This is a genomic window from Stenotrophomonas sp. Steno-Z1, assembly GCF_056393175.1.
On sequence record NZ_JBWJPB010000005.1, the window covers coordinates 39,665 to 56,641 of the forward strand.

The following is a 16,977-nucleotide window of genomic DNA, read 5'->3' on the forward strand; positions in this document are numbered from 1 at the left end:
ATGCCCCGATGACCACGCTTTCCCCGATTTCCCGAGTTGTCCCCGCGCTGCTGGTGGTGGCCATCGCCACCACGCTGGCCGGTACCGCCGCTGCCCAGCAGACCCGGCTGCGGCCGGAGCAGCAGCGCATCACCGATGCGGCCATCCATGCCGACCACCAGGCCTACGAAGCGACCCAGGGCCGCATCCAGGCGCTCAACGACGGCGGCCGGCCGATCCGCGACTACCACCTGTCCAAGGCGCAGTGCTGGCTCGACGTGTCCTTCCACGAGTACAGCCGCAACGACCGCAGCGACTTCCCGCAGCAGGCGCTGACCGAGTCGGAAACGCTGATCGTGGGCATGGAGCAGGGCACCTCGCCGCTGCCGACCGACACGCCGCTGGTCAATGGCGCCAAATACCTGCGCGATGACCTGTGGCAGCGCCTGCGCGTGCTGCACGGCGCGCCGGGGTTCAGTTGCGCGCAGCAGCAGGTGGCCTGTGGCGAGGTCGAACTGGTGCATGCCGGCAACGAGTTCAACCAGCAGCAGTGGCGCCATTCCAAGCCGTACATCCAGATCGCCGAGGAGCTGGTCAACGATGCCGAAGCGGCGGCACGCCAGTGCGCGGTGGGCACGCCGGCCGCGGCGTCACCGACCCCGCTGGTGGCCAACGTGCTGTTCGAGTTCGACCGCGACGGTTACCGCGACATCCGCACCTATTCGCTGGAGAGCGTGGACCGCGCACTGGCCAGCGTGCGCAGCGAAGCGCTGCAGCTGCGCGGCATCGCGCTGGTCGGGCACGCCGACCGCATGCAGGGGCGTGGCTTCGATGCCAACCAGGCGCTGTCCGAGCGGCGCGCCCGCACCGTGCGCGATCTGCTGGTCGGCCGCGGCATCGACCCGGCGTTGATCCGCTACGAGTACCGCGGCGATACCCAGCAGGTGCAGCAGTGCGATGGCGTGCGTCCGCGCGCGGCGCTGCTGGAATGCCTGCTGCCCAATCGCCGGGTGGAAGTGCGTTTCGACGTGACGCGCTGAGGCGACAGGCCCTCAGTCGCGGGGCCCGGTTGCCGCCTCGGTGGTAGCCGGGTGGGGCCGCGCCGGCTCCGGCCGCGGCGGCGTCCACGGCAGCGGCCGGCTGCCGGCCAGCGTCACCCAGCCCAGCACCTGCGCTTCGGTCGGATCGTGCAGCACGCTGTACAGGTCGACCTCCCTGCCGGTGGCTGCGCCCCAGAGGCTGGCCCAGGCGTTGCGGCCGCTGCGGCGCGCGCTCTGCAGGGCGCGGTCGGCCGCGCGCAGGCTGTCGTCCAGGTGCGCGGGTTGGTCGGCGAACAACGGCAGCGGGGCCAGGCCCAGGCTGGCGCTGAGGGTGATCGGCTGCCCGGGGCGGGTGTCCACCAGCAGGTGCTCGATGCGGGTGCGCAGGTGGTTGGCCAGCGCCTGCGCGGCGGCCTCGGAGGTGTCGTGACGCGCGACCAGGAACCGGGTGCCACCCCAGCGGGCCACCAAGTCGCCGCGGTCCACGGCGCTGCGCAGGCAGCGCGCCACCGCGCGCAGTACCGCATCGCCGCCCGCCTGGCCGTGGCGGTCGTTGAGTGCCTGGAAGTCGTCGATCTCCAGCAACAGCAGCGCACTGCGCCGCTGGCCCGATGGCCGGGCATCGCCCAGCAGGCGTTCGGCCTCGTGCCGGCTGGGCAGCCCGGTGACCGCATCGGTCCGGCTCAGCGCCGCCAGTTCGTGGCGCTGGCGGCGCAGGCGCAGGATCAGGACGGCCGCGATCGCCAGTACCGCCAGCAGCGCGGCCACCGCGCTGTTGCGGACCACCCGCACCCGTCCCAGGTCCTGTTCGGCGTTGACCTCGGCCGGTGCGATGTGGCGCTCGGCGCTGGCCTGCAGCCTGGCCAGGCGGTTGAGGGTGTCGCCCTTGCTGCGCGCCTGGTCCAGGTCGCGTGCCTGGCGGGCCACCTGCAGCGCCTGCTGGCGCAGGCCGAGCAGCGTGTAGGCATCGCCGAGCACATCCAGGCCATGGCGGATCTCATCGGTGAAGTGGCCGCTGTCGGCCAGCGCCTGCGCCTGTTCGGCCAGGGCCAGGCCCTGGGCGGCCTGGCCGCGGTCGAGCGCCACCCGGGCCAGGCGCTGCAGGGTGATGATCCGGCCCTGCGCGTCCTGCGTGGTCTGCCAGGCCAGCGCCTGGTCCAGCCCCTTCTGGGCCCGGTCCAGTTCGCCGCGCACGCGCTGGATCTCGGCGCGGTGGCTGCCGATGCGGTGCATCAGCAGCTCCTGGCCATTGAGGCGGGCGCCGATCGCGGCGGCACGATCGAAGGCGGTCTGCGCCTCTTCGTAGCGTTGCATCGACAGCAGCGCATAACCGACGTTGTAGTGGATCAACAGGTCGCCCGGGTTGGGCGGCCGGCGCAGGTGCTCGCTCAGCGCGGCGGCCTTCTGCAGGTAGGTCAGCGCGCCCTGGGCATCGCCCATCGCATCGCCGCGGATCATCGCGATCTGCATCAGCGCGCTGATCTGGCCGTGCACGTCGCGGGTGCGTACCGCGTCGTCGAGCAGGGTGCGCGTCAGCTCCAGGGCCTGGGCCTGGTCGCCGCGCCACAGCAGCAGGTGCGCGGCCAGCGCACGTGCGCGCTGGGTGTCCTCGGCGCTGGCATCGGCGCGTGCGGCGGCGGCCAGCAGGCGCTCGGGCAGGCCCTCGGTCTGCGCCAGGCGGCCCTGCGAACGCAGCGCCATGCCCAGGCAGCCGATCGCCCCGATCTCCACCGAGGTGGGCAGCGTCGGTCGCGCCAGCAATGCCGTGGCGATCTGCAGCGATGTCTCCGGGGTGCTGGCCAGCAGGGCATTGCACTGCTCCACCTGGGCGATCAACGGCCGGCCATCGCCCGGGCGCTGTGCCTGCGCAGGCAAGGTGGAAACGGCAAGGGCAACGCACAGCAGCGCAGGCAGACTGCGCCGGACACGCGACAAGCAGTTCATGGTCCACAACATCCTGGCGGCGATCCGGCGGAGGCGGGCGTGGCGGCGAGAAGGCTGCCGCCAATCGGGGGTGCCGGATCGTGGAAGGCTAATATACCGGCGTTGTCGACAAAACTTGACGCTTCTGGCCCGTTCGGACCCGCCGTACATGCCGATTACCCCGTTCTCCTCCCTCCTTGACGATGCGCCTGGCGCGGCCACACCGGGCCTGGGCGAGCGCACCGACGCCATGTTGCGCGGCCTCTGGCTGCTGGTGGCGGCCTTCCACCTGCTGACCGCCAGCTGGTTGCTGCTGCGCCTGGGCGACGGAGTGGACACCCTGGTCCTGGCCCTGGCGGGGGTGCACCTGGCGGTGTGCGTGGGCTGCCTGGTCGAGCAGCGGCGCGGCCGTGGGGTGCGTGCGGCGACGCTGTTCGTGGTCGGCCAGTTGCTGCTGCTGTCGGTGACCGAAGGCTATTGGGGCCTGGCGTCGCTGTCGCGGGTCCAACTCGTGCAGGTGGTGCCGGTGCTGCTGGTGGCGGCGCTGCTGGGCGCGGCGCCGTTGCGCTGGGCCACGCTCTGGGCGTGCCTGGCGATGCTGCTGGGCGCCTGGATCGACCTGGCCGGCATCCTGTTCCGCCCCGACCGCGTCGCGCACGTGGTCACCGATCTGGGCGTGTGCGTGTTCGGCTGCGTACTGGTGGCCTGGCTGCTGCACCACAGCGTCACCGGCCTGCGTGAGAGCCTGCAGGTGGCGCGGCAGCACGGCGTCGAGCTGGCGCGCAAGCGCGATGAGCTGCAGCTGGAAATGCAGGAGAAGGAGCGCTCGCGCGACCAACTGGTGCACGCGATGAAAATGGAAAACGTGGGCCGGCTGGCCAGCGGCATCGCGCATGACTTCAACCACCTGCTGGCGCTGGTGCACGGGTACGTGGGCAAGGCGCGCCGCGCGCCCGACCCGGCGACCGTGGCCGAGGCATTGCAGGGCATCGACTCGGCCGCCCGCCGGGCCAGCGCGGTCAGCCGGCGGCTGCTGGATTTCAGCCGGCTGGAGGCAAGCCGGCCGCAGCTGCTCGATGCCGCCGCGACCATCGACGCGATGGCGCCGACGCTGCGCCAGGTCTTCGGCGAGAGCGTCCACTGCCATGTCGATAGCGGCCAGGTGCAGTGCCGCGTCCACTTCGACCCGGCGCAGCTGGAATCGATCCTGCTCAGCCTGGCGGTCAACGCCGGCCAGGCGATGCCCGAGGGGGGGCGCTTCGCGCTGCGGCTGGGGTGGTTGCCCGACGCCGGCGAGCTGTCGATACAGGCCGCCGACACCGGCCTGGGCATGAGCGAGGAGGTCCGGGCGCGCTGCCTGGAACCCTTCTTCACCACCAAGCCGGTCGGGCAGGGCACCGGGCTGGGGCTGGCCGTCAGCGCCAGCCTGGTGGCGGCCGCCGGTGGCCGCATCGAGGTGGAAAGCCGGCTTGGCCACGGCACCTGCGTGGACATCCGCCTGCCGGCGCGCGCTGCCCCTGTCGAGCAAGCGTCGTGATCTACTAGCGGTCTGCTCGCACGGAATCATCCCGTGGTCTCCAGTTGGATCCTGCTGTTGGTATCGGTGGCCTACGCCGCGCTGTTGTTCGGCGTGGCGTGGTGGGGCGACCGTCGCCCGATGTACCCGGACCGGCCGTGGCTGCGCCCGGTGGTCTACAGCCTGGCGCTGGCGGTGTACTGCTCGTCGTGGACGTTCTACGGCGCGGTCGGCACCGCGGTGCGCAACGGCATCGGCTACCTGCCGATCTACCTGGGGCCGTTGCTGTTGTGGCTGTTCGGCTGGCGCATCATCGAACGCCTGGCGCTGGTCGCGCGCAGCCAGAACGTGGTGTCCATCGCCGACTTCATCTCCTCCCGCTTCGGGCGCTCGCGGCGGCTGGCCGCGCTGGTGGCGGTGATCGCGCTGATCGGCATCGTGCCGTACCTGGCGTTGCAGTACAAAGCGGTGGCGATGAGCCTGCAGGTGCTCACCGGCAACGTCGGGCCGACCGGTTTCTTCACCGATCCGGCGCTGTACGTGGCGCTGCTGATGGCGCTGTTCGCCACGCTGTTCGGCACCCGCCAGGTGGACGCCACCGAGCACCACCACGGCATGATGCTGGCCATCGCGCTGGAATCGATGATCAAGCTGATCGCGATGGTCGCGCTCGGCCTGTTCGCCTACCTGTGGCTCAACGACCATACCGATGCGGTGCTGCAGTCCGCGCACACGCTGTTCAGCGGGTTGCCGCCGGTGGGCTTCATCTCGCAGACCCTGCTCAGCTTCCTGGCGATCATCTGCCTGCCGCGCCAGTTCCACGTGGCCGTGGTGGAGTGCGGCGACGTGCGCGACATCCGCCGCGCGCGCTGGATGTTCGGTGCGTACCTGGTGATCATCTCGGCGATGGTGATCCCGATCGCCACCGCCGGCGTCACCCTGTTCGGCACCGGTGGCAGCGTCGCCGACGACAGCATGGTGCTGGCCCTGCCGCTGGCCGAGGGCCGCAAGTTCCTGGCGCTGGTGGCCTACGTGGGCGGCTTCTCGGCGGCCACCGGCATGGTCATCGTGGCCTCCATCGCGCTGGCCACCATGGTCAGCAACGACCTGGTGATGCCGGTGCTGCTGCGCCGCAGTGGCGACCACCAGGAAGCGGCCGACGTCGCCTCGCGCGTGCTGTGGATCCGCCGCACCGCGATCCTGCTGCTGGCACTGGTCGCCTACAGCTACTACCGCGGCAGCAGCAACGACAGCACCCTGGCCTCCTACGGGCTGATGGCGTTCGCCGCGGTGGCCCAGTTCGCGCCCGGGCTGATCGGCGGCCTGTACTGGCGCGGCGCCAGCCGGCGGGGCGTGGAAGTGGGCATGCTGCTCGGCTTCGGCACCTGGGTGTACACCCTGCTGTTGCCGGCGCTGACCCACGCCGGCTGGATGGACGCGACGTGGCTGGTGCAGGGGCCGTTCGGCATCGCCTGGCTGCAGCCGCAGCACCTGTTCGGCATGAGCGGCTGGGATCCGCTGACCCATGGCACGTTCTGGTCGCTGCTGGTCAATGTGGCGGCGATGCTGCTGGTCTCGGTGCGCTGGCGCCCGGGCGTGGACGAGCGCCTGCGCGCGGCGCCGTTCCTGGACCCGTACGCGCAGCGGCCCTCGGTGGCCGGCGCGTGGCCGGGCCACGTGCACGTGGAAGACCTGCTGGCGCTGGCCTCGCGGGTGGTGGGCGACCGGCACGCGCGGCGTTCGTTCCTGGAGCAGGCCCAGTCGATGGGCCGCGAACTGCAGGCCTCGGCGCCGGCCGACCGCGCCTGGGTGCAGTTCACCGAGCGCCTGCTCGCCGCCTCGATCGGCGCGGCCTCGGCGCGCCTGCTGCTGACCAGCCTGCTGCGCGGCTCGGGCATGGACCTGGGCGAAGTGGTGGCGGTGCTGGACGAGGCCGGGCAGGAACTGCGCTTCAACCGCGAGATCCTGTCCACCACCCTGGAAAACATCAGCGCCGGTGTCAGCGTGGTCGACCCGGACATGCGCCTGACCGCGTGGAACCGCCGCTACCAGCAGATGTTCGGCTACCCCGACGGCATGCTTTACGTGGGCCGCCCGGTGGCCGACCTGATCCGCTACAACGCCGAGCGCGGCGAGCTCGGCGAGGGCGACATCGAGGTGCAGATCAACCGCCGCATCGGCTACATGCGCGCCGGCTCGCCGCACATCTTCGAGCGCACGCGCAGCGACGGCAAGGTCATCGAGATGCGCGGGCAGGCGTTGCCCGGCGGTGGTTATGTCACCAGCTACAACGACATCACCGATTACAAGCACGCGGAGAAGGCACTGCTGGAGGCCAACGAAACGTTGGAGCAGCGCGTGGCCGAGCGCTCGCACGAGGCCGAGGTGGCCCAGCAGTCCAAGACCCGCTTCCTGGCCGCGATCAGCCACGACGTGCTGCAGCCGTTGAACGCCGCACGCCTGTTCGCGTCGGCATTGCGCGAGAGCCACCACCACAACGAAGAGCAGCGGCATCTGGCCGAGCGCGTGGACGCTTCGCTGCGTGCCGCCGAAGAACTGCTGGACGGCCTGCTGGACGTGTCGCGGCTGGATGCCGGCGGATTGCACCCGGTGATCGGCGATTTCGACGTCAGCCTGTTGATGCGCGAGCTGGCCGCGCAGTATTCACCGGTCGCGGCCGGCCGCGGGCTGCGCCTGGACCTGTTCGCGCGCCCGGCCTGGATCCGCAGCGATCGCCGCCTGTTGCGGCGCGTGCTGCAGAACTTCCTGGCCAATGCCTTGCGCTACACGCGGCAGGGCCGGATCGTGCTGGCGGTCCGGCATCGGGGCGACGAGGTGGAACTGCAGGTCTGGGACACCGGGCCGGGCATTCCCGAGCACCACATGCAGCAGATCTTCGACGAGTTCCACCGCTACCAGCAGCCGTTCGACTGGGGCGAGCAGGGCCTGGGGCTGGGGCTGTCGATATGCCAGCGCATCTCGCGCCTGCTCGACCACCGCCTCAATGCACGGAGCCGGGTGGGCAGTGGTAGCATGTTCTCGATCATGCTGCCCCGGGTGGAGGCGCCGGCCCTGCCCCAGGCCGCGGCCTCCGCGCCCGCGCCACCGCCGCGCACCGATTCGCTGGCCGGCATGCGGGTGCTGTGCGTGGACAACGACCAGGAGATCCTGGATGGCATGCGCGCGCTGCTCGGCCGCTGGCAGGTGGAGGTGATCACCGCCAGCACCGTGGACCAGGCGCTGGAAAAGGTGGATGCGCAGCCGGATGTCATGCTGGTGGACTACCACCTGCACGACCGCCTGGACGGGCTGGACACGCTGGTGGCGATGCGCGACAAGGCCGGCCGGGCGATTCCCGGGGCGTTGCTGACCGCCGACGGTCGCGACGAGTTGAAGCGGATGGCGCGTGAGCGGGGCTATCGCCTGCTGACCAAGCCGATCAAACCGGCCTCCCTGCGTGCCTTCCTGGCCGCCTTCCACGCGCCGCGCGGCGACCTGTAGCCACGCGGCGCCGGGCCGCGCCGTCAGGCCATGGCGCCGCTGAGGTGTTCGTACAGGATGGTGGCGCCGATGATGATCAGGATGATGCCGCCGATGATCTCCGCGCGCTTGCCCACCATGTTGCCGAGCACGCGGCCGAGCATGACCCCGGCGGTGACCATGGTGAAGGTGCACAGGCCGATGACCAGCGCCATCACTCCGATGTGCACATCCAGGAAGGCCAGGCCGATGCCGACCGCCATGGCGTCGATGCTGGTGGCGAAGCCGGTGACGGCCAGGCGCCAGAAGCCGTGATGCTTGCGGGTGTCCTCGTCTTCGTCCTCGTCGCCGTCATCGGGGCGGATGCCGTTGATGATCATGTGCACGCCCAGCGCGCCGAGCAGGCCGAAGGCGATCCAGTGGTCGAATGCCTCGACGTACTGCAGGGCGGCGCGTCCCAGCAGCCAGCCAATGATCGGGGTGATGGCTTCGATCACGCCGAAGATGAGACCGGCGCGCAACGCATCGGGGAACCGCGGCTTGCGCATGGCCGCGCCTTTGCCGATCGCCGCGGCGAAGGCATCGGTGGACATGGCAAAGCCGATCAACAGAATCGAGAGGGGGGACATGGGGACACGGCAGGTTGGGCAATGGCAGGCAACGGACCGCGCTCGCGCCCAACCTGTCGTTGCGCACGCGGACCGCTGGTCTCGCCAACCATCATGGCTACCCGCACCACGGCGCACTGGCCGAGTATGTTGATGCGGGCGATTCCTGCAGCAGGAATCAGGCTACTCCCCAAGGGGACGCGAAGCTTAGCACCGGGCCTGCGGATTGGAGCGTTCACCGGCAATTGCGCAGGCAACGCTGGATTTCATAGCCCCGGCTATAAGCCCAATCGCGTAGATCCACGCCATGCGTGGATGCTTTTCGTTCCGGCATCGCGCCATCCGTGGATGCTCTCCGTTCCGGCATCGCGCCATGCGTGGATGCTCTCCGTTCCGGCATCGCGCCATCCACGCGTGGCGTGGATCTACTCTTCTTCCGGCGGCAACACGATCTGTTCGTCGTCGATCGCCAGCTTGCCGGCCATCAGCACCGCCTGGGTGCGGTTGGTGACGCCGAGTTTGCGCAGGATCGCGGTGACGTGGGCCTTGATCGTCGCCTCGGACACGTTGAGGTCGTACGCGATCTGCTTGTTGAGCCGGCCGGCGCCGAGCATCTGCAGCACACGGAACTGCTGCGGGGTGAGCTCGCGCAGGCGCTGGCCGATCTCGCGCTCCTCGCGCCCGGTCGGCGGCACGTTGTGCGCCTCCGGCGGGGCCCAGGTCTCGCCATCGAGGATGGTGCCCAAGGCGTGGCCGATGGTGTCCGAATCAGCGGATTTGGGGATGAAGCCGAACGCGCCATGGTCGAGCGCGCGGCGCATCACCGTGGCTTCCTCGCGCGCGGACACCACCACCACCGGCAGCTGCGGGTGCAGGGCGCGCATGTGCACCAGCGCGTTGAAGCCCTGGGCACCGGGCATGTTGAGGTCCATCAGGACCAGGTCGGCATCGGTGTGCTGGTCGGCCAGCTGGTACAGCGCTTCCACGCTGTCGGCCTCGAACAGCTGCACGCCGGGGATGACGCGTTGCACGGCCCCGCGAAGGGCTTCGCGGAACAGCGGGTGGTCGTCGGCAATCAGGAGGGTTGTCATGGTGGGGGCCATGTTGCGGAGGAGTGCAGCGACGCAACGAAAAAGTGTAGCGAGAGGCCAGTCCCCTGAGTCAGGGGGCGGCCGCGAAGCGGCGGGATGCGGGTGCGGGTGAGACCGGGCCCACGATCCGGTTGCGGAGGTGGGCGCGGCAGCGCACATGCGCTGACGCGGTCCCATTCTGCGCCGGGTGCCGGAGGACTATTTCACCTTGCGCTCTTCCACCAGCGACGCCACCACCGACGGATCGGCCAAGGTCGAGGTGTCGCCCAGCTGGTCCGGCGCGTTCTCGGCGATCTTGCGCAGGATGCGGCGCATGATCTTGCCCGACCGCGTCTTGGGCAGGCCCGGCGCCCACTGCAGGTGGTCGGGCGCGGCGATCGGGCCGATCTCCTTGCGCACCCAGGCGATCAGTTCCTTGTGCAGGTCCTCGCTGGGGGTCTCGTCGGCAATCAGGGTGACATAGGCATAGATGCCCTGGCCCTTGATGTCGTGCGGGAAGCCGACCACGGCGGCCTCGGCCACCTTCGGGTGCGAGACCAGGGCGCTTTCCACTTCGGCGGTGCCGATGCGGTGGCCGGACACGTTGATCACATCGTCCACGCGGCCGGTGATCCAGTAGTAGCCGTCCTCGTCGCGACGGCAGCCGTCACCGGTGAAGTAGCTGCCCGGGTAGGTGCGGAAGTAGGTGTCGATGAAGCGCTGGTGGTCGCCGTAGACGCTGCGCATCTGGCCCGGCCACGAATCACGGATGATCAGGTTGCCCTCGGTGGGGCCGTCCTGGATCTCGCCCTCGGCATTGACCAGCGCCGGCTGCACGCCAAAGAAGGGACGGGTGGCCGACCCGGGCTTGAGGTCGACCGCGCCCGGCAGGGGGGAAATCAGGATGCCGCCGGTTTCGGTCTGCCACCAGGTGTCCACGATCGGGCAGCGGCTGTCGCCCACCACGTCGTAATACCAGCGCCAGGCTTCGGGATTGATCGGCTCGCCCACGCTGCCCAGCAGGCGCAGCGAGGCGCGCGAGGTGCGCTTGACCGGGGCATCGCCTTCGCGCATCAACGCGCGGATCGCGGTCGGGGCGGTGTAGAAGATGCTCACCTGGTGCTTGTCGATCACCTCCCAGAACCGCGAGGTGGTCGGGAAGTTCGGCACGCCTTCGAACATCAGCGAGGTCGCGCCGTTGGCCAGCGGCCCGTACACGATGTAGCTGTGGCCGGTGACCCAGCCCACGTCGGCGGTGCACCAGTAGATGTCGTCCTCGCGCAGGTCGAACACCGCCTCATGGGTGTAGGCGGCGTACAGCAGGTAGCCGCCGGTGGTGTGCAGCACGCCCTTGGGCTTGCCGGTGGACCCGGAGGTATACAGGATGAACAGCGGGTCTTCGGCGTTCATCCGCTCCGGTTCGCACTGCGCCGGCTGCGGGTCCACCACGTCGTGGAACCAGCGGTCGCGCGGGGCCTGCATGTCCACCGCACCGCCGGTGTGGCGCACCACCAGTACCGTTTCCACGGTGGTGGTGCCGGGCAGTTTCAGCGCGGCGTCGACGTTGGCCTTGAGCGGCACCTTGCGACCACCGCGCAGGCCTTCGTCGGCGGTGATGATCAGCTTGCTGCCGCAGTCGATCACCCGGTCGGCGATCGAGTTGGGCGCGAAGCCGCCGAACACCACCGAGTGCACCGCACCGATGCGCGCGCAGGCGAGCATGGCCACGGCTGCGTCGACGATCATCGGCAGGTAGATGGTGACCCGGTCGCCCTTCTTGACCCCCAGGCTGCGCAGCGCATTGCCGAGCCGGCACACGCGCTCATGCAGCTGGCGATAGGTGACGCCCTGCGCGGGCGCATCCGGGCTGTCCGGTTCGAACAGCAGGGCGACCTTGTCGCCGCGCGTGTCGAGCTGCCGGTCCAGGCAGTTGACGCTGGCGTTGAGTTCGCCGTCTTCGAACCACTTGATGCGGAAATCGTCGAGGTCGTAGCTGACGTTCTTGATCGTGGTCGGCTTCTTGAACCACTGCAGGCGCTCGGCGGCCTTGCCCCAGAAAGCATCCGGGTGCTCCACCGACTCGCGGTAGAGCGCTTCATACGTGTTCTTGTCAATGCGCGCCTTGGCGGAGAAATCCGCCTTGACGGGGTAAAGATCGGCCATGGCACCCTCACTTGCACTAGGACTTGGGTTGTGCGATCGCAGCATAACCCGCGACCCTTCCCCCTCAGTTTGCCGCATCCACCCTCCTTCGCGTTGCCTGGGTGGTTAGACCTTGGTCGAACGCGGGAGACCCCGGGCAGGGCGCGACGCCGGGCGTGCGGCAGGGCGGCCACGACCGACGGTCGACGGGTACGCGGCGCGTTTGCGGCGGCGGTGCGTTGGTGTGGCCTCGTCTGCGGGTGAAAGCGTACCGGCCAACGGTCGGAACCCGCCCGGGTGTCGGCGGCACCTGCCGTTCGCCCGCGGCGCCCGGGTCGTGCTCGCCCGGTGGGGCGAGTACGACTAATGGCCAATAGCCGCTGCCGGTGGCACAGCCGCACTGTCGGCTCGACCGTGCCCAGCGCGGCGTTCGCATTGCCACCCGGGAGAGAGGGCAACATGAGCCACCGTTTACTGAAGACGACACGCCGGCCGTTGGCGGCCGCCCTGTTCGTTGCATTGATCGCGCCAGGCATGGCGTTCGCCGACACCGCCAAAGAAAAGGCGCTCGAAGCGCGCATCGCCGAGCTGGAGCGCCAGGTGCAGATGCTGGTCAACACCAGCCAGCAGCAACAGACCCAGATCAGCCAGGCCCAGACGGATGTCACCGCGGTCAAGACCGTGCAGGCCCAGCAGCCGGCGGCCGCGCAGGTGCCGGCAGGCAAGCAGCCGATCCAGGTCACCACCATCACCCCGGGCGCCGCGCCGGGCACCACGGTCAAGATCGGTGGCTTCATCAAGGCCGACTTCCTCGCCACCCAGACCAGCGATGGCCAGTTGGCCGACGATGCCACCGGCCGCGCGCTGTACCTGCCCGGGCAGACCCCGGTCGCCGGGGCCGGCGGCAGCGGCAAGCGCTCGGACGTGGACTACAACGCCCACGCCAAGTTCTCGCGCTTCAACCTGGGTATCGACAACGTGAGCGATGCCGGCAACAAGGCCGGTGCGTTCTTCGAGATGGACTTCTTCGGCAACTCGCTGGGCAACCAGACCGCCACCAACACCTACGGCGTCACCCTGCGGCATGCCTACATGTACTGGAACAACTGGCTCGCCGGCCAGACCTGGTCCAACTTCATGGACGCGGCCTCGCTGCCGGAAGCGGCCGATTTCGTCGGTCCCACCGACGGCGTGCTGTTCGTGCGCCAGGCGCAGATCCGCTATACCCAGGGCGGCTTCAGCGTCGCGCTGGAAAACCCGGAAACCACCCTGCTCACCGGCACCCGCAACCCGATCACCGGGGCGTGGACCAACGTGGCCAGCAACTCCGACCGCGGCGCGCTGCCCGACCTGACCCTGCGTTACGGCTGGAAGGGCGATTGGGGCACCTTCGGCGTCGGTGCGGTGGTGCGCCAGCTCAAGGTGGACAACCAGGCCACCGGCGCCGACGCGGACAAGATCGGCGGCGGCCTGACCCTGGGCGGCAAGTGGGTGATGGGCAGCACCGATACCCTGCACTACCAGATCAGCGGCGGCGAAGGCATCGCCCGTTACGTCGGCCTTGGCGTCACCGCCGATACCGCCTATGACGTGGCCCGCGACGAGCTCAACCCGACCGGCGTGCTGGCCGGCTACGTCGGCTGGCGCCACGCCTTCACCCCGAAGCTGCGCACCAACCTGATCTACGCGCGCAGCGACTACGACAACGACGGCAGCCTGGGCCCACTGGTCACCAAGAGCGTGCAGAGCATCCGCGGCAACATCTTCTACACCCCGATGCCCAAGGTCGATATCGGCGCCGAGTACATGTACGGCGTGCGCGAGATCGAGGACGGGCGCAAGGGCGACATCAACCGCCTGCAGTTCACCACGAAATACAGTTTCTAAATGAGTGCCGACCCACGGTCGGCACCTGCCAACAACGATTGCTTCGGAGGGGAAGCGTCCCATGTCAACAACACCTGCACCGGCGAAAGCCCAACTTACCCAGGGACACAAGAAGGTCATCTTCGCGTCCAGCCTGGGTACCGTCTTCGAGTGGTACGACTTCTTCCTGTATGGCTCGCTCGCGGCGATCATCGCCAAGCAGTTCTTCAGTGGCGTCAACGAAACCACGGGCATGATCTTCGCCCTGCTGGCCTTCGCCGCCGGCTTCTTCGTGCGCCCGTTCGGCGCGGCGTTCTTCGGTAGCCTCGGCGACCGCATCGGCCGCAAGTACACCTTCCTGGTCACGATCCTGATCATGGGCATCTCGACCTTCCTGGTCGGCGTGCTGCCCAACTACGCCTCGATCGGCTTTGCCGCCCCGGTGATCCTGATCATCCTGCGCCTGGCCCAGGGCCTGGCGATGGGCGGCGAGTACGGTGGCGCGGCCACCTACGTGGCCGAGCATGCCCCGGTCGACAAGCGTGGCCTGTACACCAGCTTCATCCAGTGCACCGCGACGCTGGGCCTGTTCATGTCGCTGCTGATCATCCTCGCCTGCCGCTATTTCCTCGGCAACGAGGCGTTCGAAGCCTGGGGCTGGCGCATTCCGTTCCTGGTCTCCATCGTGCTGCTCGGCGTCTCGGTGTGGATCCGCCTGCAGCTGAGCGAATCGCCGCTGTTCCAGCAGATGAAGGCCGAAGGCAAGGGCTCCAAGACCCCGTTCCGTGACAGCCTCAAGGACGGCAACCTCAAGCTGATGCTGCTGGTGCTGCTGGGTGCCGCCGCTGGCCAGGCCGTGGTCTGGTACGGCGGTCAGTTCTACGCGCTGTTCTTCCTGAGCAGCATGCTGAAGGTCGATGCCACCACCTCCTACCTGCTGATCGCCGCCGCCCTTGCGCTGGGCGTGCCGTTCTTCATCTTCTTCGGCTGGCTGTCCGACCGCATCGGCCGCAAGAAGATCATCCTGGCCGGCTGCCTGCTCGCGGCCGTCACCTACATCCCGATCTTCAAGGGCCTGACCCACTTCGCCAACCCGGCCATCGAAGAAGCCCGCTCCAGTTCGCCGGCGCTGGTCGTGGCCGACCCGAACACCTGCTCGTTCCAGTTCGATCCGGTCGGCATGCGCAAGTTCACCAGCTCCTGCGACGTGGCCACCGCGGCCCTGACCAAGGCCGGCGTGCCGTATGAGGTCAAGCCGGCCGCCGCCGGTACCCTGGCCATCGTCAACGTGGGCAGCGCCAGCGTCACCTCCTACGAGGCGGCCGGGCTCACCAAGGAAGACGGCAAGGCCAAGGCCGATGCGTTCGGCGCCGAACTGAAGACCGCGCTCACCGCCGCCGGTTACCCGGCCAAGGCCGACAACGCGCGCATCAACATCCCCGGCACGATCTTCATGCTGTGGCTGCTGGTGCTGTACGTGACCATGGTCTACGGCCCGATCGCCGCCTACCTGGTCGAACTGTTCCCGACCCGCATCCGCTACACCTCGATGTCGCTGCCGTACCACATCGGCAACGGCTGGTTCGGTGGCTTCCTGCCGGCGATTTCCTTCGCGCTGGTGGCCGGCACCGGCAACCTCTACTACGGCCTGTGGTACCCGATCATCATCGCGTTGATGACGGTCGTGGTCGGTGGCCTGTTCCTGCGCGAGACGCGCGGGGTGGACATCACCAAGTAACGGTGCACCACACGGTATGAAACAGGGGCCGCGATGCAGATCGCGGCCCTTTTCATTCCGGCAGTGCCGGCCGTTGGCCGGCAACCAGGCAACCCCATCCGGCAGCGCAGGACGTCCCCGCCCAGCGGCCGGCACGACCGCCCATCACACCCCCTGCCGCTATAGTCGCCGCATGAGCGAAGCCCACACCGATCCCGCCGCGCTACCCGCGATCCTGCACAGCCTGCGCAGCGCGTGGCAGGCCCAGCGCCCGTCGCTGGACCAGCGCCGCGGCGACCTGCAGCGCCTGCGCGCCGCGCTGAAGGCACGGTTGCCGCAGATGGCCGAGGCCATCTCGGCCGACTTCGGCCACCGTTCCACCCATGAATCGCTGATCGCCGACGGCATGACCGTGCTCGGCGATATCGACCACCTGTGCAGCCACCTGCGCGGCTGGATGCGGCCGCGCCGGGTCGGTGTCGGCTGGCGGTTCTGGCCGGCGCGCGCGCAGACCCGCGCGGTGCCGCTGGGCGTGGTCGCGGTGATCTCGCCCTGGAACTACCCGGTCAACCTCGCGCTGATCCCGCTTGCCACCGCGATCGCCGCCGGCAACCACGTCATCCTCAAGCCGTCCGAGCACACCCCGCGCACCAGCGCCTTCCTGCAGGCGCTGCTGGCCGAGGTGTTTCCGCGCGATCGCGTGGCGGTCGTGCAGGGCGACGCCGCGCTGGCCAGCGCGCTGGCCGGCTCGCCGTTGGACCACCTCGTGTTCACCGGCTCCACCGCGGTGGGCCGCAAGGTGATGGCCGCCGCGGCCGAGCACCTCACCCCGTTGACCCTGGAGCTGGGCGGCAAGTCACCGGCCATCGTCTGCAGCGACTACCCGCTGGACAAGGCCGCCGCACGCCTGGTCACCGGCAAGTGGTTCAACGCCGGCCAGACCTGCATCGCGCCGGATTACGTGCTCATCGACGGCGCCCGCCAGCGCGAACTGGTGCAGCAGCTGCAGACCCAGGTGCGCGCGCGTTACGGCGATTTCAGCGATGCGTCGGACTACACCCGGATCATCCATGAAGGCCAGTACCAGCGGCTGCGTGGCTACCTCGACCAGGCCCGCGAGCGTGGCGTACCGGTGATCGAACTGGCCAACGTGGATCCCGAGCGCGCGCGCCGCGAGCGCCTGATCGTGCCGACCATCGTGCTCGATCCGCCGGCCGACCTGGACCTGATGCGCGAGGAGATCTTCGGCCCGATCCTGCCGGTGTGCGCCTACCCGGACCTGGATGCGGCACTGGCCGAGGTGCAGGGCCGCGACCGGCCGCTGGCGTTGTACGTCTTCAGCCAGCAGCGCGACAGCGTCGAGCGCGTGCTGGGCCAGGTGGTGGCCGGTGGCGTCACCGTCAACGACACCCTCCTGCATTTCGCCGTCAACGACCTGCCCTTCGGCGGGGTGGGGCCGAGCGGCATGGGCGCCTACCATGGCCGCGCCGGCTTCGATGGCCTGAGCAAGCAGTTGCCGATCCTGTGGCAGTCGCGCTGGGCCGCCAGCGACCTGCTCAAACCGCCGTATTCGAAGATCGCCGGGATGTTGAAGGCACTGCTGCGCTAGCGGCAGCCAACCCTAAGGGTAGAGCCG

General features: G+C 69.2%; 10 protein-coding genes. 6 read left to right on the forward strand and 4 right to left on the reverse strand.

The genetic code is table 11. The features are described from left to right. The first annotated feature begins 8 nt into the window (after positions 1-8). The gene (locus tag AC06FD_RS14090; protein ID WP_478048208.1) at positions 9-1,019 is read left to right on the forward strand and encodes an OmpA family protein; all 1,011 of its coding nucleotides are present in this window, start codon (positions 9-11) and stop codon (positions 1,017-1,019) included. Between the two features lie 12 nt (positions 1,020-1,031). Here the strand turns inward: AC06FD_RS14090 and AC06FD_RS14095 are convergent, their stop codons facing one another. Further along, the gene (locus AC06FD_RS14095; protein ID WP_478078150.1) at positions 1,032-2,963 is read right to left on the reverse strand and encodes a GGDEF domain-containing protein; all 1,932 of its coding nucleotides are present in this window, start codon (positions 2,961-2,963) and stop codon (positions 1,032-1,034) included. 148 nt (positions 2,964-3,111) lie between these two features. Here AC06FD_RS14095 and AC06FD_RS14100 point away from each other — a divergent pair, with 148 nt between their 5' ends. Continuing rightward, complete coding sequence (locus AC06FD_RS14100; protein WP_478078151.1) at positions 3,112-4,479, forward strand: sensor histidine kinase; 1,368 nt, start codon at positions 3,112-3,114, stop codon at positions 4,477-4,479. A 33-nt stretch (positions 4,480-4,512) separates the two neighbouring features. Next, the gene (locus AC06FD_RS14105; protein ID WP_478078152.1) at positions 4,513-7,959 is read left to right on the forward strand and encodes a hybrid sensor histidine kinase/response regulator; all 3,447 of its coding nucleotides are present in this window, start codon (positions 4,513-4,515) and stop codon (positions 7,957-7,959) included. 23 nt (positions 7,960-7,982) lie between these two features. Here AC06FD_RS14105 and mntP read toward each other — a convergent pair whose 3' ends face one another. The 3 genes from mntP to acs form a co-directional block, all read right to left on the reverse strand. Next, positions 7,983-8,567, reverse strand: a complete 585-nt coding sequence (gene mntP, locus AC06FD_RS14110) for a manganese efflux pump MntP (RefSeq protein ID WP_394163074.1) — start codon at positions 8,565-8,567, stop codon at positions 7,983-7,985. 404 nt (positions 8,568-8,971) lie between these two features. After that, positions 8,972-9,637 carry a response regulator transcription factor gene (locus tag AC06FD_RS14115; protein WP_259209365.1) on the reverse strand — a complete coding sequence of 222 codons (666 nt, stop codon included), beginning with the start codon at positions 9,635-9,637 and terminating at the stop codon, positions 8,972-8,974. A 198-nt stretch (positions 9,638-9,835) separates the two neighbouring features. Then, positions 9,836-11,779, reverse strand: coding sequence for an acetate--CoA ligase (gene acs, locus AC06FD_RS14120; protein ID WP_478078153.1), 1,944 nt, complete (start codon positions 11,777-11,779; stop codon positions 9,836-9,838). A gap of 438 nt (positions 11,780-12,217) precedes the next feature. On the opposite strand from acs, the gene AC06FD_RS14125 reads away from it, so the two are divergent. The 3 genes from AC06FD_RS14125 to AC06FD_RS14135 all read left to right on the forward strand — a co-directional run bounded on the left by AC06FD_RS14125 (position 12,218) and on the right by AC06FD_RS14135 (position 16,950). Further along, positions 12,218-13,645 (forward strand): DcaP family trimeric outer membrane transporter, encoded by a 1,428-nt coding sequence (locus tag AC06FD_RS14125; protein WP_478078154.1) that lies wholly within the window; start codon positions 12,218-12,220, stop codon positions 13,643-13,645. A 61-nt stretch (positions 13,646-13,706) separates the two neighbouring features. Continuing rightward, entirely contained in the window at positions 13,707-15,362 is a 1,656-nt protein-coding gene (locus AC06FD_RS14130) for an MFS transporter (protein ID WP_259209371.1), read from the forward strand. Between the two features lie 172 nt (positions 15,363-15,534). Then, on the forward strand, positions 15,535-16,950 hold the full coding sequence (locus AC06FD_RS14135; protein WP_478078155.1) for a coniferyl aldehyde dehydrogenase: 1,416 nt from the start codon (positions 15,535-15,537) through the stop codon (positions 16,948-16,950). The last annotated feature ends 27 nt before the right edge of the window (positions 16,951-16,977 follow it).

Excerpts from the sequence above, each read along its gene's own strand:
- AC06FD_RS14095 (WP_478078150.1), bottom strand. The coding sequence starts at position 2,963 with ATGAACTGCTTGTCGCGTGTCCGGCGCAGTCTGCCTGCGCTGCTGTGC.
- AC06FD_RS14130 (WP_259209371.1), top strand. The coding sequence starts at position 13,707 with ATGTCAACAACACCTGCACCGGCGAAAGCCCAACTTACCCAGGGACAC.
- AC06FD_RS14115 (WP_259209365.1), bottom strand. The coding sequence starts at position 9,637 with ATGACAACCCTCCTGATTGCCGACGACCACCCGCTGTTCCGCGAAGCC.
- mntP (WP_394163074.1), bottom strand. The coding sequence starts at position 8,567 with ATGTCCCCCCTCTCGATTCTGTTGATCGGCTTTGCCATGTCCACCGAT.
- AC06FD_RS14125 (WP_478078154.1), top strand. The coding sequence starts at position 12,218 with ATGAGCCACCGTTTACTGAAGACGACACGCCGGCCGTTGGCGGCCGCC.
- AC06FD_RS14090 (WP_478048208.1), top strand. The coding sequence starts at position 9 with ATGACCACGCTTTCCCCGATTTCCCGAGTTGTCCCCGCGCTGCTGGTG.
- AC06FD_RS14135 (WP_478078155.1), top strand. The coding sequence starts at position 15,535 with ATGAGCGAAGCCCACACCGATCCCGCCGCGCTACCCGCGATCCTGCAC.
- AC06FD_RS14100 (WP_478078151.1), top strand. The coding sequence starts at position 3,112 with ATGCCGATTACCCCGTTCTCCTCCCTCCTTGACGATGCGCCTGGCGCG.
- acs (WP_478078153.1), bottom strand. The coding sequence starts at position 11,779 with ATGGCCGATCTTTACCCCGTCAAGGCGGATTTCTCCGCCAAGGCGCGC.